The 17985-nt window shown below is 56.1% G+C and carries 12 protein-coding genes; 9 read left to right on the top strand and 3 right to left on the bottom strand.

Annotation, left to right across the window (positions count from 1 at the left end; genetic code table 11):
• Window positions 1-479: 479 nt before the first annotated feature.
• Both IFJ82_RS02375 and IFJ82_RS02370 read left to right on the top strand, forming a co-directional pair.
• Window positions 480-983 (top strand): RrF2 family transcriptional regulator, encoded by a 504-nt coding sequence (locus IFJ82_RS02375; RefSeq protein WP_075624476.1) that lies wholly within the window; start codon window positions 480-482, stop codon window positions 981-983.
• Between the two features lie 1093 nt (window positions 984-2076).
• Entirely contained in the window at window positions 2077-4413 is a 2337-nt protein-coding gene (locus tag IFJ82_RS02370) for a TonB-dependent receptor (RefSeq protein WP_192265491.1), read from the top strand.
• Between the two features lie 370 nt (window positions 4414-4783).
• Here the strand turns inward: IFJ82_RS02370 and IFJ82_RS02365 are convergent, their stop codons facing one another.
• A complete protein-coding gene (locus tag IFJ82_RS02365; protein WP_192266275.1) occupies window positions 4784-5554 on the bottom strand; it encodes a glucose 1-dehydrogenase in 771 nt (256 codons plus the stop codon).
• A gap of 111 nt (window positions 5555-5665) precedes the next feature.
• On the opposite strand from IFJ82_RS02365, the gene IFJ82_RS02360 reads away from it, so the two are divergent.
• Complete coding sequence (locus IFJ82_RS02360) at window positions 5666-5962, top strand: hypothetical protein (RefSeq protein WP_048859317.1); 297 nt, start codon at window positions 5666-5668, stop codon at window positions 5960-5962.
• Window positions 5963-5966: 4 nt separating this feature from the next.
• Window positions 5967-6491, top strand: coding sequence for an iron transporter (locus tag IFJ82_RS02355; protein ID WP_040511007.1), 525 nt, complete (start codon window positions 5967-5969; stop codon window positions 6489-6491).
• Between the two features lie 649 nt (window positions 6492-7140).
• Here IFJ82_RS02355 and IFJ82_RS02350 read toward each other — a convergent pair.
• Together IFJ82_RS02350 and IFJ82_RS02345 are read right to left on the bottom strand one after the other, a co-directional pair.
• Window positions 7141-7974: an FTR1 family iron permease gene (locus IFJ82_RS02350; protein ID WP_192265489.1), complete on the bottom strand. Its 834-nt coding sequence runs from the start codon at window positions 7972-7974 to the stop codon at window positions 7141-7143.
• A 3-nt stretch (window positions 7975-7977) separates the two neighbouring features.
• Window positions 7978-8319: a cupredoxin domain-containing protein gene (locus IFJ82_RS02345; RefSeq protein ID WP_003621520.1), complete on the bottom strand. Its 342-nt coding sequence runs from the start codon at window positions 8317-8319 to the stop codon at window positions 7978-7980.
• A gap of 94 nt (window positions 8320-8413) precedes the next feature.
• Here IFJ82_RS02345 and IFJ82_RS02340 point away from each other — a divergent pair, with 94 nt between their 5' ends.
• From IFJ82_RS02340 to IFJ82_RS02320, 5 genes are all read left to right on the top strand, one after another.
• The gene (locus IFJ82_RS02340; RefSeq protein WP_075595542.1) at window positions 8414-8932 is read left to right on the top strand and encodes a hypothetical protein; all 519 of its coding nucleotides are present in this window, start codon (window positions 8414-8416) and stop codon (window positions 8930-8932) included.
• 307 nt (window positions 8933-9239) lie between these two features.
• A complete protein-coding gene (locus IFJ82_RS02335) occupies window positions 9240-10754 on the top strand; it encodes a carbohydrate porin (RefSeq protein ID WP_143456091.1) in 1515 nt (504 codons plus the stop codon).
• 810 nt (window positions 10755-11564) lie between these two features.
• Window positions 11565-13901, top strand: a complete 2337-nt coding sequence (locus tag IFJ82_RS02330; protein ID WP_225578743.1) for a TonB-dependent receptor domain-containing protein — start codon at window positions 11565-11567, stop codon at window positions 13899-13901.
• 304 nt (window positions 13902-14205) lie between these two features.
• On the top strand, window positions 14206-16242 hold the full coding sequence (locus IFJ82_RS02325; RefSeq protein ID WP_192265485.1) for a phosphocholine-specific phospholipase C: 2037 nt from the start codon (window positions 14206-14208) through the stop codon (window positions 16240-16242).
• Window positions 16239-17498, top strand: coding sequence for a haloacid dehalogenase-like hydrolase (locus IFJ82_RS02320; RefSeq protein ID WP_192265477.1), 1260 nt, complete (start codon window positions 16239-16241; stop codon window positions 17496-17498). Before IFJ82_RS02325 ends, IFJ82_RS02320 begins: the two co-directional genes overlap by 4 nt.
• The last annotated feature ends 487 nt before the right edge of the window (window positions 17499-17985 follow it).

The raw sequence follows: 17985 nt of genomic DNA, 5'->3' as shown, positions 1-17985 counted from the left end.
GATAGTTTTCATCCAAAAATGCGCAGATCATGACGACAGCGAGGACGCTGCGGGAAAATGATGGTGCAAGCTTGCAGTCCCCTCCAACGACCAAGAGCCGGGAGGGCAAAGAACGCCTTGCCACCCCTCCCCCCGGATCAGGGAGATGTACTACCCATCTGCGGGGCCTGATCCGCTGTTCCCATATGACTGGCCTGAACTGGCATGATGACAGGGTCATTTTTTGGATTGCATCGGGCGTCATGCACAGACAAGGCGTACCCCTGCCAAAGCATGATGATATTTTCTTATAAATTATTTATTTATGTTTTCTTTTAAACACTATCTCATCCCGGCACCTACCATTTCGGGTAGGTGCGCGCGACTATGGTTTCCCATAGATTATATTCCAGATGTGAAAAACAGTCATACACCCTGATATTAGGCAATCATATCTGCAATCTATACTTATTTATGCGAATGAAAATGGTAATATTACAATGCGCCTGACCCTTTATACCGATTACGCATTGCGTACGCTGCTCTATCTTGGGGCAAAGCCGGATACTCGGGTCGCCATTCATGATATTGCGCAGACCTACGATATTTCCGAAAACCATCTGGTCAAGGTTGTCCACAAACTTGGTCGGGGTGGGTTTATCGTGACGAAGCGCGGACGCAATGGTGGCCTGCTGCTGGCACGCGCCCCGCAGGACATCCGCATCGGCGATATCGTGCGTTATACCGAAGAAGACATGGGAATCGTCGCCTGCAATCAGGAAAAGGGGTCATGCCGGCTGGCGGGTGTATGCCGTCTGCAGGGCCTGATGGGCGAGGCGCTGAACGCGTTCATGAACGTGCTGGACCGGCGGACCCTGGCCGATGTCATGACCCATCCACACCTGCTTCAGACATTCCAGATGATGTTGCCTGCCGCCGCGTCGGAACCAATGACGCGCGAACATGAGTACAATGGACATGACCACAATCCCGCCTTTGCCTGATGGTCCTGCGCGCCGGATCAGTGGGGAACTGTTGCGTGTTTCATACGATATTGCCGATACAAGGATGACCTGACATATAAAAACCGCAACCGGACAAGGAAGCCTTCCCAATGACATGGATGTGCAAGAAACGGGCTGTGCCTGCTCTGCTTTTCTTCGTGTTGCCGGTTCTGGCTATGCCCCTTGCGGGATGTGGGGATGGTGAAAGCCACACCCACACGGTTGTTGTGGTGCCCCAAGGATCAAAGGTGGTATGTACCGATGGGTCAAAACCACCCTGCCCCCCTGATGACTGACATGTTCTTAAAATAAGAGACCATTTGAAAAATCAGGCTCAATAATATCCTGAAATTATAAAGGTTTTTGGTGAATATTTTCCCAAAAAGCTTCAGAAGGCGGCACCAGAAAACTTTCATTCCCTGTACCCATGAAATGCCCCCACTCTGTCTCCTGAAAGACGGGTTGGAAAAGCAGCTTCATTATCTAACCGAGACCATGAAAGTTTCTGGTGCAGCTTTTCCCCCAAAAAATCGACAGATATTGGTTTTCTGAAAAAATCAGCACCCAGCGGCCTTGGGGTTGCCCCGATAGGTTATGTTTCAGACAGCGCCGTCAAACACTGCGGGGACATACAGCCCCGACCGTCTCTGGGCCATATCGCACGCGGCGTTGCTCCTACTGTGCGAAACATCATGCCATATGGGGCACCTACCTGCGCGCGCCCATGATGATCCTGTTGGTCATGCCTGCCGTTGATGAAGGGCAGTCCCCATGAAAGCAACATGGGCTAGGTGGACGGCAATGCCCCTATGCCCCTTCTCAGGCAACCCAAAATATTCCCGATCAAACATCCTAAAAGCTTTCGCGTATCGCCCTCCCCTTAACAGGGCACCTGTTTCAAAGCCTGCTTATATAATATTTTTCCAAAACCTTTGTTATTTCAGGCAGGTGCATGTGGGTGTGGCTTTTTCATCACGCCATCGCATCAGAAAGCGGATATCCTGCATCCCATAGTTGTTATGATATAACGTTCTATATAAGATGCGCCGCCTGACACCACCATTTTTCGACCATTCCCAACGCAGGCCCTTACATGCCCCCATCCCCGCGCATCCTTCCCCTGTTGTCATCTTCCTGCCTGCTGATTGGCACGACATGCCTGTCCGCGCTGCCCACAGGTGGCACGGCACATGCCGCAGCCGTGGCCACAACCACAACCACAACCACAACCAACGGCGGCACGAAAGAAGACGCACGCTCCACCTTTGCTGACAGCACGCAGCCCACCGCCACACAACAGAACACGCACGCCCCCACACGGCAGACCGTCACCGATTACACCGATGCACAGGGCGAACATGTTACGGTCAACGCGCATCTCGATCAGGTGCGTTCCGCCCTGCAACCTGCCACCGGGGCCAGTACCTATCGTTTTTCACGCAAGGATATCGAGGCCATTCCGGGCGGTGACAACGCACCGATGAACACCGTCCTGTTGCAGGCCCCCGGCGTGGCGCAGGACAGTTACGGGCAGATCCATATCCGTGGCGACCATAACGAGGTACAGTTCCGCCTTGATGGTGTGCAACTTCCCGAAGGGCTGAGTGTCTTTGGCCAGACGCTGATGACGCGCTTTGCCCATTCGATGTCGATGACAACCGGCGCATTACCCAGCGAATACGGTTTTCTGCAGGCGGGCGTTATAGATATCACGACCAAGAATGGCAGCACCGATCCCGGTGGTGAAGTTTCGGTCTATGGCGGGGCGCGGGATTATTTCTTTCCATCCCTGCAATATGGCGGGGCGCATGGCAAATGGGATTACTTTGTCACCGCAGATTTCGTGCATGACCGTGTGGGCATTGAAAACACGACGCCAAAATTCAACGCGCTGCATGACCTGACCAACCAATATCATTTCCTTGGTCATGTGCGCTATACCGCTGATGAAAATACCCGCATCAGCTTTACCGCAGGGGTATCGAACGCATATTACCAGCTGCCGAACAATCCCGGTCAGCAAAGGCAGTTCGCGAATCCTGACTTCCTTTCCAGTGACCTGTCCCACCAGGTCTATGGCAGCGTCAACAGCGCGGACCTGAATGAACGGCAAAAGGAAATCACGGATTTCGCGATCCTGTCCCTGCAAAAGGAAATCGGGAGTTTCAGCCTGCAATCATCGGTTTTTTCCCGCTACAGCTCCCTTGGCTATTCCCCCGACGCATTGGGGGATCTGGTATATAACGGCATCGCACAACGTGCGCAGCGTTCCGTCATGTCCACCGGGTCACAGACCGACGTGACATGGCATGCCGCCCCGCGCCATACCGTGCGCTTTGGCTATCAGGCCTATGTCGAACGTACGGTATCACAGACGGATTCCACCGTTTATCCCCAGACCGGGACAGACAGTGACGGGAATGCGATCTTCAGTGGCGTGACGGAAAATATTCATGATGGCAATGGCCGCACCGGCTGGCTGTATGGCCTGTATGCGCAAGATGAGTGGCGGCCGGTACGTAACCTGACAATCAATTATGGCCTGCGTTTTGACGGGGTGGATGAATATACACATTCAAAACAGGTCAGCCCACGCCTCAACATCGTCTGGCAACCCTGGCGTGGCGGCACGCTGCATGCGGGATATTCACGCTACTTCACGCCACCGCCATTCGAACTGGTGGGGGGCACGTCGCTGAACAAATTTGCAAATACGTCGGCGGCACCGGGAACGTTGCAGGATACCACCGTCAAATCGGAACGCGACCATTATTTTGATGCAGGATTTTCACAGGTTCTGCTGCCGGGATGGCATGCGTCATTTGATGCGTATGTAAAACTGGCGCGCAACATGATTGACGAAGGGCAGTTCGGCTCCCCCATCATCCTGTCGGCCTTCAATTACCGTCGGGGGCAGGTCAACGGATATGAATTCGCCACCGATTACAGCCATGGGCCATTTTCGGTCTATGGCAACTTTGCGTGGTCACGCGCCATCGGCAAGGATATCAACAGCGCACAATGGAACTTTGATCCCTCTGACCTTGCCTATATCCGCCAGCATTGGATTCACCTGGACCATGACCAGCGGTGGACAGCCTCTGCCGGGGGCAGTTACAGCGCGTTTTACAAGACGGGACATCCGCTGCGCCTGTCGGCAACGATGGTATATGGCAACGGCCTGCGCGCCGACGGCGCCACCCCGAACGGGGCAAAGGTGCCGCAATATGTGACGTTCAACCTGTCACTGGTGCAATCGTTCCAGGACCTGTTTCAGGTCGGGTTCCTCAAACGCACACAGTTGCGCCTTGATGTCATCAACCTGTTCGACCGCCGCTATGAACTGCGTGATGGCAGCGGGATCGGGGTGGGCGCGCCGCAATACGGCCTGCGCCGCACGATCCTGACGGGACTGTCACAGCGTTTCTGACCCCCTGCCCGTCCCCTGTCATGGACCATGGGGACGGGACGGATCTTGTTTGGAAATATGGGACAGGCCGCCCACAGGAATAAGAAAATTTCTGGTGACGATTTTTAAAAAGCCCTGAAATATATTTTCCTTTCTAATGAACGGCACCAGACGGACACATCCATCACATTCCGATCAGTGGGGATGTTATCAAATGGTTTCAGGGTTTTAGAGGCTGCTTGAAAAGCATTTTCAATAACATTCTGAAATTATAAAAGTTTTTGGTGAAGCTTTTTCCAAAAAGCTTCAGAAGGCGCCGCCTTTTTGATCGAAAGGCGGCACCCCAAAACTTTTCTTATTTTTTGTAAATGATTTGTTTTCAGACACTCTCTTACTGCGCGGTATAACCACCGTCGATCACCAGTTCACTTCCGGTCATGAACTTTGATTCATCGGACGCAAGGAACACGATGCCATAGGCGATGTCATCAGGTTCCCCCAGATGACCCAGCGGGTGCAGCGCAATCAGCTTCTGGCGCGCGGCCTCCTGATCGGCGGTGTCGTGGGTATAGCCCTGCACCATCGGCGTCCAGATATAGCCGGGATGGATGGAATTGACCCGGATGTTATAGCCAGATTTCGCGCAATGCAGCGCCGCGGATTTGGTAAACAGACGCACACCCCCCTTGGACGCGTTATAGGCCGCCAGCATCGGGTCCCCCACCAGTCCCTCAATGGAGGACAGATTGATGATGGATCCCCGCCGGTTGGGCTTCATCGCCTCCACCGCGTATTTCGTCCCGAGAAATACACCATCAAGGTTGATCGACTGCACACGCCGCCAGTCGTCAAGGTCCGTGCTTTCGACCGAACCGCTGTAGAGGATACCCGCGTTATTGACCGCGATATCCAGTTGCCCGAAACGGGCGATAATGGCGGCAATCGCTTTTTTCCAGTCATCCTCCTGCCCGACATTGAGTTCGATGAACATGGCCTCCCCGCCTGCGGCCGTGATCTCCGCCACGGCGGCCTGTCCCTCGGCGGCTTTCAGGTCCGCAATGACGACCTTTGCGCCTTCCTTCGCCAGAAGCTGCGCCGTCGCCTTGCCAATACCCAGTGCGGCGCCCGTTACCAGCGCAACCTTACCTGATACACGTCCCATCATATCCTCCTGTCTTTTCACCTGATCCTATACCGTGCGGGCATGGTGGGGGGCATAATTTCGATCAAGCTGCGTTGAGGGACAAAGGCCGCCTGCCTGGTGGCGGATGGAATGAGCGCATGGAATGACAAGCGCGTGTGCGGCCAGAAGTTTTTGGATGGCCTGTCGTCGCGCTATATTGACATTGATAATTATTCTCATATTGTTGGGCCATTCGTTCGAAACTGCCCCGCGCCCGCCCATGATACCGGGCGGGAAGACCGGTTGATTACCATCATGCCTGCCTGTTCATCCGTATTCATTGCATCATTCATGATTTCTACTCTGTCTGATTTCATACCGGCGCGTTCCCCCTGGCAACTTTCCGAACGTTACCCTTCTTTTCCACATATGCTGACAAAGGTATAAAGACATGCGCTTTACAAAAGGCCTTCTGGCTGCTGGCCTTGTGACAGGTATCGCCACGACGGTTTCACCGGCCCTTGCCCGTGAATACCCGATTGGCGGCCCGGTACAGGCCCACGATATGGAAATCGCCTCCAGCTACCTTGTCGGGGTAGACATGGCCCCGATGCCCGCCGACATGCCGATGGGCAAGGATGTGATCCATCTTGAAACCGATGTTCACGCAACGGCCGACAATGTCTGGGGCTATCCCGATGGTGCGTGGATTCCCTACCTCACCATCGACTATACCCTGACGAAGGTGGGCTCTTCCTTCAGCGCCAGCGGCACAATGCGCGCCATGACCGCAAAGGACGGCCCGCATTACGCCAATAACGTGAAAATGGACGGCCCGGGCAAATACACAGTCGAACTGCGCTATTCCTCGCCGGAAAAGAACGGCTTCCTGCACCATGTGGACAAGGAAACCGGAACCCCCGGGTTCTGGGATACATTTACCGAGAAATTTACCTTCTCCTATCCGCAGAAATAAGGCGGCCCCACAGGCCAGCCGTGCGGGGGCCGGGACATGGGAAACCATGTCCCGGCTTTTTTCATATCAGCCATCGGAAAAGAATAATAAGGCCAGTGGGCATTATCCTTCTTCCTGACAGGATCTATTCTGGAAAGGTAGTTTAAAAACAAGCCATCAAGAGGAATAGGGAAATTTCAGGTTTTGTCCTGTCTCTTCAAAAGCCAGAGACTGTTTGAAAACAAACCATTGATAAAAAATAGGAAAAGTTTTTTGGTGCCGCCTTTTTTCAAAAAGGTGGCGTCTTCCGAAGCTTCTTGGAAAAATCTTCACAAAAAACCTTTATTATTTCATCACGTTATCGAGTCTGACTTTTCAAACAGTCTCTCAGGCTCAACTCTCCTGAAATAGGAAAAGTTTTTGAGTGTCGCCTTTTTTCAAAAATATGGCGTCTTCCGAAGCTTTTTGAAAAAAGCTTCACCAAAAACTTTTCCTATTTTTTATCAATGGTTTGTTTTCAAACAGCCTTGAAGAAAAACATCCCCCCATCCGGTTGCCAAACACAATCGCATGTTTGATGCCTTGCAGCGCCTGATGGATAAAGGCAGTCAAAAAAATACCGCCTTTGTAAAAAGGCGGTATTTGCAACCTGCATGGAATTCTCAGGATATTACGATGATGCCGTGACACGTGCCGCAGATGGCCTGCGCGCCACCAGCCGTGTGGCCACGATCATGACCCCCAGTGTGATAACCCACGCAATCAGCTGGATACCCATCGGGCGATCGGAATACCCGAACAGGGCCTTGGCCGCGCGGCCGATCATGCTGCCATCGGACAACAGCCATGACGTATCCCACATTTCATATCCACAGGCCGGGATGATGTCATCCCCCGCCAGCAGGGCTGCCGCCTGACTTGCCATCCCCGCCGCAAGAAAGGCGATCAGCACCCCCGTCACGCCAAACAGACGGTGCAACGGAATGACGATCAGGCCGCGATACAGCAGCCACGACACCCCACCACCCGCGACAATGCCCAGCATCCCGCCCGTCAGCATCGCCATCGGGCCGGAATGGGTGGACACGGCAATCCCATAAAGGAACAGCACCACTTCCACCCCTTCGCGCAGGACCGCGACCGCCACGACCACCGCCATTGCCGTCAGCGAACGCTGCCCCGAGGCCACCTGCGCCCCGAGCGCACGCATATCGCCCGCCATTTCCCGGCCATGGCGCGTCATCCATATGGTATGCCACCCCAGCATCAGGACCGCGACACATAAGATGGAGGCAGAAAATACATCCTGCCCATTGCCCGACAGCGCCTGCGACAGGCTGCCGGCGAACAGTGCGACAATCGCGGCCCCCGCGACACCGGCTGCGATCCCGCCGGCGACCCAACGCCCCCGATGTGCGATACCCTGTGTCGCCGCCAGCACGATCCCGATAATCAGGCCCGCTTCCATGACCTCCCGAAAGACAATAAGCAGACTTCCCAACATGGCTTATGGTCCCTGTGTCGCGGTTACGGTCCCGGTCGCCTGGTCCGGGTGGTAATCATCAAAGAATTTATAGGTGCCCGGATGCAAAGGTCCGGCATGCACCGTAATCGTCCCGCCCGGCACCACGATCTTTTCAAATTTCAGGTCATAGCTTTCGAACTCGTCCGTCGTGTCGTCCTGATTGGTCAGGGAAATCAGGAAACGCTGCCCTGCGGGCACATTGACGTGATCGGGGATGAAATGATGGTCTTTTACGGTCAGGTGGACGGGTTCCTGCGCCCTGGCTGGTGTCGCCAGCAAAAGCGCGGCAAGCCCGACGCACCGCAGGATAATCACATGGCGCATGTGTCTGTGGACTCCGCTATTGGCGCGATATTATGCAACTTATTATCACTGTCAATATGATGTGCTATAGACCGCGCAGGCAAGTGAGGTTCGAATGATTTCCCATCCCCTGGCATTCATGCGGCTGCCCTATGACCTGCTGGTCGCAATGGACAGCCGCATGTTCCATTTCTGGATGCAACCCGTCCATTATCTGGTGCGCATCGTGCATATCATGGCCATGTCGATCTTCTTCGGTATGGATGTGCTGTTTGACCTGTCATTACTGCGCCGTGATTACCAGGCGGAACGCGCCATTATTGCGCGCCTTGCGTTCTGGTGGGCGCACTGGCTGTTCGCGGTGACGATGGTGTCAGGGGTGCTGCTGTTCTTTTACGACCCGGTGCATATCGGCAGCCGTGGTTATCTGTCGCCCAAGCTGTTGCTGACGACGCTGGCGCTGATCAATGCAGGCCTTTGCCACAGCAGTTTGTATATCCCCGCCATCCGGGGACAACCCGTTCCCCTTATGCGCGCACGTGTGGGTGCAGGCGTGTCGCTGCTGTTATGGACGGGGGTCATCATCATGTCATGCCTGAACAGCGAGGGCGTGCCCAAGGTCTTCCTGCGATAGGCCCGACAGGTATTGGAGCAATCCCGCAGGGTATTGCTGAATATAATATGATTATTTTACCAAGGCGCCCCAGGGGCGCCTTTTTTTTATTAAATGCCTGCAACGCGCTTGCCACGTTCCGGGTTTCGCTGTAGATGCGAATGACTATCATTTGAATCACCCCACGAATTAGCCGGAGAATCAGGACGTGCATACGGTGTCCAGGCCCATGTCGCAGCCCCCCCTTCAATGCCCTGCCCGACATCCACGCAGTATACGCATACGACCGCGCCTGTCCGGGGCCTTACTGGCTGGTACGATTATCGGCATGGCATTACCGGGTTTTTCAGAAACCGCGCGGTCACAGGATATCCCCCTGACGGAAATCCAGAAAGAACGCAAGGAACTGGGCAATTCCGGTCCGGCCGTCAACGAAACCGATATCGCAACGGTGGAGCAGTCCCAGGCCCCGCCGCCGCCGAGTGAGGGCGACAAGCTGGATACGAGCGGCAACCTGCTTGGGGACATGTGGGGGTTACGGCCGTGGCTGTACAAGCACGGCGTGACCTTCAACCTTCAGGATGTGGAGGAACTGTGGGGGAACACCACCGGCGGCGCGCCCAGCGCCAATGACGTCGGCAGCGGCTCGGGCACCGGACCTTCCTATGACGCCGTGACTGCTCCCACACTGACCGTTGACCTCGAAAAACTCTTCGGGCTGAAGGGCGGCCTGTTCAATGTCAGCGCCCTGCAGACGCGCGGACGCTCCATCTCGCAGGACCATCTTTATAACTACAACCCCATCAGCGGCTTCGAGGCCGACCGCTCCACACGCCTGTTCGAACTGTGGTACCAGCAATCCTTCCTTAACGGGAAACTCGACGTCAAGATCGGGCAGCAGGACCTTGATACCGAATTCCTCATCAGCGATTACGGATCGCTCTACCTGAACTCCAACTTCGGATGGCCCATGGCCCCGTCCGTCAACCTGTATGGCGGCGGGCCCTCATGGCCCCTCTCCTCCCCCGCCGTGCGCATCCGTTACAGGCCCACAGACACCTTCACCTTCATGTTCGCAGCCGCAGACGACAATCCCCCCGGAAACCGCTACAACTCTTTCGGCATACAGGGCGGCAACAGCGCTGACCCCACAAACCAGGTCACAAATGACGGCAGCGGCACACGCTTCAACATGGGCACGGGCGCACTGCTGATTACCGAACTGCAATATGCGCTCAACCCGCAGCCAGACGACATGTCAAAGGCCACCAAGGACCCCGGCCTGCCCGGGATCTATAAACTTGGCGGTTTCTATGACACCGCAAAGTTCCCCGATTACCGCTATAACCGTCAGGGCGCCTCCCTCGGCGCACAGGGCGGATACCCGCGATGGGATCGCGGAAACTGGATGGTCTATGGCATCATTGACCAGATGCTGTGGCGACCATCGCGCACATCACCCCAATCCGTCGGTATCTTCGTCCGCGCAACAGGCAATAGCGGCGACAGGAACCTCATCAGCTTTGCCGCGGATGCAGGCATCAACCTCAAGGCGCCCTTCAGGGGACGGGATAACGACACCGTCGGCGTCGGCTGGGGAATCGGGCGCTCAAGCTCCGGATGGAGACAGTATAACCGCGACGCAGGCTCCATCGTGCCGGGAAACGAAAACCATCTCGAGGTCACATACCAGGCGCAGGTCACCCCATGGCTCGTCCTGCAGCCAGATTTCCAATATGTCTGGCACCCGCAGGGCGGAACATCCGACCCGCGTTACGCAAGCGGCCTGAAACGCGTCGGAAACGAAACCATCTTCGGAATACATACAAACGTCAATTTCTAACTGCCTGAAATCATAAAAGTTTTTGGTGAAGCTTTTTCCAAAAAGCTTCAGAAGACGCCGCCTTTTTGAAAACAGGCAGCACCCAGAAACTTTCCTCGTTTTTTATCAATGATGTGTTTTCAGACACTCTCTAAAATATATCAGAACATACGGGGATAATGCCTGCGGCATCCCGCCATGCCCCGGCCGCACATGTCCCCCGGTATTACCGATGACGGGGGACGCAACGCGCCAGCAGGTTTTCAGGGCACTGTGTTCCAAAAGCAACACCGGCCATGTCGCCACGATCCCATCCCCCGCATCAACGGACGGGGGCGCGGCATGAAATTCGCATTTTCTGCGTGAAAACAATGTAATGTTACAAATCATGGCACGATCGCCCCCTGTCCGGGGCAATCGTGCGCATGGTTTCACATCCCGTGCCGGATTGCGTCCCATGCCGTCATGCGATGCGCCATGCATAATATTTCCAGACATAATCAAATCCGGCCATAATAAATAATCGCGCAATCCGTAACGAAGCATGTACCTGACCTGCATGATTACGCGGCATGAACCCAGGGGGCCATGCAATATACAGGCCAGAAATATCATCAGGTTCCTTTATCTTCATACATGAAAAGCACGCAGATACATCAAATACATCGTGTCATATTACTGTAACAATCCCGTCACCAAACTATAACAAGACAGTGTGGAACCCAAAACCTAGGTTCGCGCCAGTAAACACCCAACCGGAATAACTGGGGCCTCGGGCTTGAGGGATCGCGCTGTATGAAAAAGACCAAACTCCTTTTGCTGACAACATGCATGAGCACCCTGCTGTTGCACAATGCCAACGCGGCCAGCACAGCCCGCAAGACGGCCCCGGCAAAGCAGCCCCCCGCACACGCCAAGACCACGACCACAGCCGCAGCCGCAGCCAGAACAAATGTCGATTCCGTGCGTGCCACACAGGCGGAATCGATCATTGTCCTTGGCGCAGGCGCAGCGCGTGAGACGCAGACGCTGTCACATACCGCCATCCAGGAAACCGCACCGGGGACCAGCCCGCTCAAGGCCCTGTCGAAACTGCCTGGTGTCATGTTCACCTCGTCCGATCCCCTGGGATCGTATGAATGGTCGCAGCAGATCATCATCCGTGGCTTTGACCAGAGCCGCCTTGGTTTCACCATGGATGGCATCCCGCTGGGCAACCTTGCCTATGGTAACGACAACGGGCTGTCGATCGGGCGCGCGCTCCAGACCGAAAATAACGGTGCCGCCACCCTGGCGCAGGGTGCGGGCGCGGTGGGCGTCGCGGCATCGAACGACCTTGGCGGCGCGCTGGAGTTCACCTCCATCGACCCGACCAAGAAATTCGGCGTCGATGTCGCGGGCACGGTCGGGTCCTATGGCACATGGCGCACGTTCGCGCGCGTCAATACCGGCACGATGAAGGGCGGCGGCCGACTTTATGTATCCTATGACTATCAGGATGCGAACAAGTGGAAGGGCGATGGCATCCAGCAGCAGCAGCAGGCCAACGCCAAATACATCCAGCCATTGGGCAAGCACGTCAAGCTGACGCTGTTCGGGGATTACAGCCAGCGCGCCGAAAACGATTATCAGGACCTCTCGCAGCAGATGATCGCGACCAAGGGGTACAATGTCGATAATATCACCGGCAACTATCCCCTTGCCCAGCAGATCGGCCGCGCGTACCAGAACGGGACGGCCATGCCCGCCGGGATCGCGAACCAGGACCAGTCCTATTACAACTCCGCCGGTCTGCGTCAGGACATCCTTGGCTATGGCAAGATTGATTTCAACATCACCGACCGGCTGAAGGGGTTTGTCACCGTCTACGGTCATACCAATACCGGCGAAGGCGTGTGGGTCACGCCTTATAACCCGACGCCGGCATCCCTTGGTGGCGGGGCGCTGTCCACGCGCACCACGGAATATGACATCCACCGCGAAGGCGTATTGTCCAGCCTGTCGTATAATATCGGCCATCACACGATCGAAGGCGGGTTCTGGTTCGAAAACAACAATTTCGAACAGGCGCGGCGTTTCTATCCCCTCAGCGCGACAAAATATACCGGCAGTTCCGTCCACTGGTTCGGCGGCAATTCCTTTGAAACGCAGTGGCAGGGCAATTACAATACCAAAACCTACCAGTTCCATATCCAGGACACGTGGCAGATCACGCCAAAGCTGAAACTGAATTATGGTTTCAAGTCGCTGGTGGTGGACAATATCGCGCAGGCGCTGCCGGGCAATTACATGGGCACGGCCACGGCCAACCCGTATGCATCGGGTTCGATCACCTCGGCCAACGGTTTCTTGCCACAGATCGGCGCGAACTACCGCTTCAACCGCAATAACGAAGTCTTTGCCGATTTCTCGCGCAATATGGCGGCGTTCGACAATTCCTCCACCGGTGCGACCAGCCCGTTTGCAACGACGGTCGCCGGGTATGAGGCGATCAAGAACAAGATCCACCCCGAAATGTCCTATAGTGAGGAAATCGGCTACCGCTTCCATAACAAGCGGATACAGGCGTCCATCACCGGATATTATGTGGAATTCGAGGACCGCCTTCTGTCCATTACGCAGGGCGTCGGCATTCAGGGCAACCCGGCGGTGCTGAGCAATGTGGGCGGCGTCACGGCACGCGGCATCGACACGGCGTTCAACTACCGCTTTGCCGATAACTGGTCGCTGTATGCATCATATTCGTATAACGACTCTGTCTATGACAACAACCTGACCGAATCTGGCGTAACGTACAACACCAAGGGCAAGAGCGTGGTCGCAATGCCGCGCAACCTTGCCAACGTGCAGGTCAGTTATGATGACGGCACGATCTGGGGTAATTTCCAGATGCAGTACCAGGGCCGCCGGAGCTATACCTATACCAATGACCAGTGGGTGAAGCCCAACGACATATTCAACCTCAACCTTGGCTATCGCTTCCACAGCCGCAACTGGGTGCTGCGTGGCGTCGATGCGCAGATCAACGTAACCAACCTGTTTGACAAGCGTTATGTCGCGACAGTCGGCAGTAACGGGTTCGAGGTTTCCGACCCCAAGGGCACATTCCAGACATTGCAGGCTGGCGCACCGCGCATGGTCTTCTTTACCCTGCGCAAGCATTTCTGAGGGCGTGCTGACGCTGCCTGAAACAGGCCGTTGATAAATCATAAAAAAGATTCCTGGCGTTGCCTTTCGATTGAAAAAGGCGACGTCTTTCGAAGATTTCTGAAAAAATCTTCACCAGAAACTTTTATGATTTCACGGCCTTATCGGGCTGACCCTTTCAAACAGCCTCTGGAGGTTTCTGGCGGCGGGTTTCCCCAGAACCTTCATCAGGGCACCGCTTTTTTAAAAAGGCGGTGCCCGAAATCTTTCATTATTTTCCCACGATGTTATTTGAAAATCCCCCCCACGACGGATGAGCAGACCAATGTCACATACCACCGGCCGCCGCGCATTCCTGAAATTCAGTGCGGCGGTGGCCGCGGGAACGGCATTGCCCGACAACCTGCGCCGCGCGATGGCCATCGCCCCCAACCGGGTGACGGGCACAATCCGCGACGTGGAACATGTGGTGATCCTTATGCAGGAAAACCGCTCTTTCGATCATTATTTCGGCTGCCTGCAGGGCGTGCGCGGATATGGCGACCCACGCGCCGAACAACTTCCCGATGGCAACAGCGTCTTTTCCCAACCGGATGGAAAAGGCGGCCGCGTCATGCCGTTCATGCTGGATACGGCCCATACGTCATCGGCCTGCATCGCCAGCCTTGACCATAATTGGAAGGGCACGCAGACGGCATGGAACGACTGGCACACATGGGTGCCGCACAAGACACCCATGACCATGGGCCATTTCACCCGCGCGCAGATCCCGTACTATTACGCGCTGGCCGATGCCTTTACGATCTGCGACGCCTATCACGCCTCCATCTTCGGGCCGACCAACCCCAACCGGCTGTTCCTGTTTTCCGGCACAAGCGGCCTTGCCGCCGGGAATACGGGCAAACAGGTCATCGACAACTGCGATGACGGCAACTGGTCCGCCGACATGGCGCATGACCACCCGGATTTCGAACCGTTCCGCTGGTCTACCTATCCCGAAAAGCTACAGGCGGCCGGGGTGTCATGGCGTGTTTACCAGGAATATGACAATTTCGGCGACAATCCGCTGGCCTCCTTTGCACAGTTTCGCAACCTTGATACGAAATCATGGGCCTATCGCCGCGCGCGCATGGTCGTGCGGGGGTCGAATGCCGCCAACATGCATCAATCCGAAGGGCGCTACCTGATCCGTGCGTTCGAACATGACGTGGCGCACGGCACCTTGCCGCAGGTATCGTGGATCGTGCCGCCCGCCGCGTTGTCGGAACATCCCAATGCACCACCGGGATATGGCGAACACCTGATATCACAGTTGATGGACGTATTCGTACGTCATCCCGATGTCTGGGCCAAAACGGTTTTCATCCTTAATTACGATGAAAATGACGGTTTTTTTGACCATATGCCCCCGCCAGTCCCCGCCCTTGATCCGGCACAGGGCGCAAGCAGCGTAACAGTGGACGGTGAATCCTATCACGGCGTTCCCGTCGGGCTTGGCCCACGCGTACCCACGATCGTGGTGTCGCCCTGGACCAAGGGGGGATGGGTCAATTCGCAGGTGTTCGACCATACCTCCGTCCTGCGCTTTCTAGAGGCCCGCTTTGGCGTGGAGGCCCCCTATATCACCCCATGGCGGCGCGTGGTCTGCGGGGACATGACCTCCATCTTCGACTTTGCACAGACAGACCGCCGGTGGCAGGCGGACCTGCCGCGCACCGATACATACCTGGCCCAGACACGCCAGTCCTGCACGCTGCCGCTGCCGACACTCCCGACGCAGCAGGCCCTGCCACAACAGGAATCCGGGCAACGTCGCGCACGTGCCCTGCCTTACGCCCTGCATGCCGACCTTCTGCCCACGGGGGTCCTGCGCCTGGCGAATACGGGCACGCAGGGGGCGGTCCTGCGCATCCGCGACGCGGGGGTGACACGGCATTACACGCTTGATGCGGGCCATGACATGGATGTGCGGGTGGGTACGCCCCATGTCCCCGGCATGACGGTGGACATAACGGTACATGGACCCAACGGGTTCTTCCGCCGCTTTGCCGGCAAGGCACCGCCGGGGGTGGCGCTGCGATATGATCCGGTGCATGACGCGGTGGTGCTGTCGCTGCACAATCCCGGCCATACACCACAAAAGATACAGGTGGATGACGCCTATGCCCGCACCACGCAAAAGGTCATCATACCACCCGGCGGGAACAGCGAAACCACATGGCCCGTCACCGCGTCGGACTGCTGGTATGACCTGACCCTGCATATCCCCCATCATGGCCATGACACCATCATATTGGCGGGACACATGGAAAATGGCAGACCCAGCCGGACCGATCCACATATGGGGCAGCAACAGGCATGACAGTCCTTACCCGGCGCAGAGCGCTTGCATCCGGCCTTGCGGCCTGCATGGCCCCGGCCGTGCCTTCCTTCACCCGGGCCGCGACGCCGGTGCTGGCCCCCCTGAAATGGGCGCCGCGCACCCGCCAGGTGATCGAAAACCTGATCGCAACCCATGGCACCACCAGCTCCGACGCACGCAATAACCCGGCGCGACGTCCCTATGCCGTGTTCGACTGGGACAATACCTGCATCGCAGGCGATTGCGAAGAAACGCTGCTGCATTATACCGCCAGCCGTTTCCTGTTCGCCATGCCCCCACACGTCTTTGCCCAAGCGACGGCACTTGATGTGCCCGCACGTATTTTCGATGGGGAATTCCGCACCGTGGACGGGCGCCGCGTGCGCTTTGCCGACCTGCATGCGGATCTGTGCGCGGACCATGCCACGCTGGCGGCGCGACAGGGCACACCGGCGGCGGATGATCCGGTACTGCTCAGCCTGCGTTCCAAGCTGGTCTTTGCCTATGACGCCATCAACGCGACATGTGATGGCGACGTCGCCTGCCGATGGATCATCCGGCTGCTGGCGGGATATGACGCATCGGGGCTGGCGGCACTGGCGCGGGCATCGAACGCATGGCACCTTGGCCAGGGGATCGGGCGGGAAACCTGGATCACGCCTGCAAGCCGCCCGGGACGCGCAGGCATCGTCGCACGCCCCATCCAGACGGGCCTGCGCCTGACGCCTGAAATTGCCGAGTTGCAGGCAGCATTGCGGGGTGCGGGAATCGAGGTTTATGTCTGTTCCGCCTCTCTGGAAGAAGTGGTGGCGGTATTTGCGACCGATCCGGATTATGGCTATGGCCTGCCACGCGCCAATATCCTTGGCGTTCGCATGCAATGGCCCGGCGGCCGCCTTGGCCTGCATGGGGCCGCGCACTGGCCCGTGACCTATCGCACGGGAAAGGTCCGCGCCATCCGCGAAGCACTGGTCCGCCGGCATGGGCAAGGTCCGCTGCTGGTCTGTGGCGACAGCAGCGGCGACGCCGCCATGCTGAGCACATTTGCCGATACAGAACTGGGCCTGATCGTCAACAGGCTCCTGCCCGGTCCGATCGGCACCCTGTCCGCACAGGCCATCGCACAGATGTCCCTGCCCAACCCGCGCTTTGTCCTGCAGGGTCGTGACGACAATACCGGCGAGTGGCGCCCATCAGAACAGAGCATTCCAATGGGTCACACCCTGCCGCAGCTTTCAGGCCCCGTACCGGCCTGAACAAAAGGTCCCTGCCCGTTCCTGCAAAAATAATGAAAGTCTTGGGGTGTCGCCATTTTCAAAATGGCGACACCCTATCAAAAAAAACAGGAACATTTCTGTAATTGCCATGATTTTTTGAAAAATCAGTCTCAATAATATCCTGAAATTATAAAAGTTTTTGGTGAAGCTTTTTCCAAAAAGCTTGAGAAGACGCTATCTTTTTGAAAAAAGGAAATACCCAAAGACTTTTCTTAGGGATTATTTGAAAACAAACCGTCGATAAACAATAGGGAATATTTTTGGTGCTGCCATTTAATCGAAAAAAGGCGATGTCTTTCAAAGCTTTTTGAAAAAAGCTTCACCAAAAACTTTTATGATTTCATGATTTTATCGGACTTACCTTTTCCAAACTTTACTCCCAAAACTTTATGACCAGCACGAAATCCTTGTCCGGCACACTGTTGATACAGGCGGCGTGCCCGGACCGCTTCTGACACAATAACCC

Source organism: Novacetimonas hansenii (assembly GCF_014843995.1).
Lineage (GTDB): Bacteria > Pseudomonadota > Alphaproteobacteria > Acetobacterales > Acetobacteraceae > Novacetimonas > Novacetimonas hansenii.
This window is presented reverse-complemented; position numbering and strand designations above follow the sequence as displayed.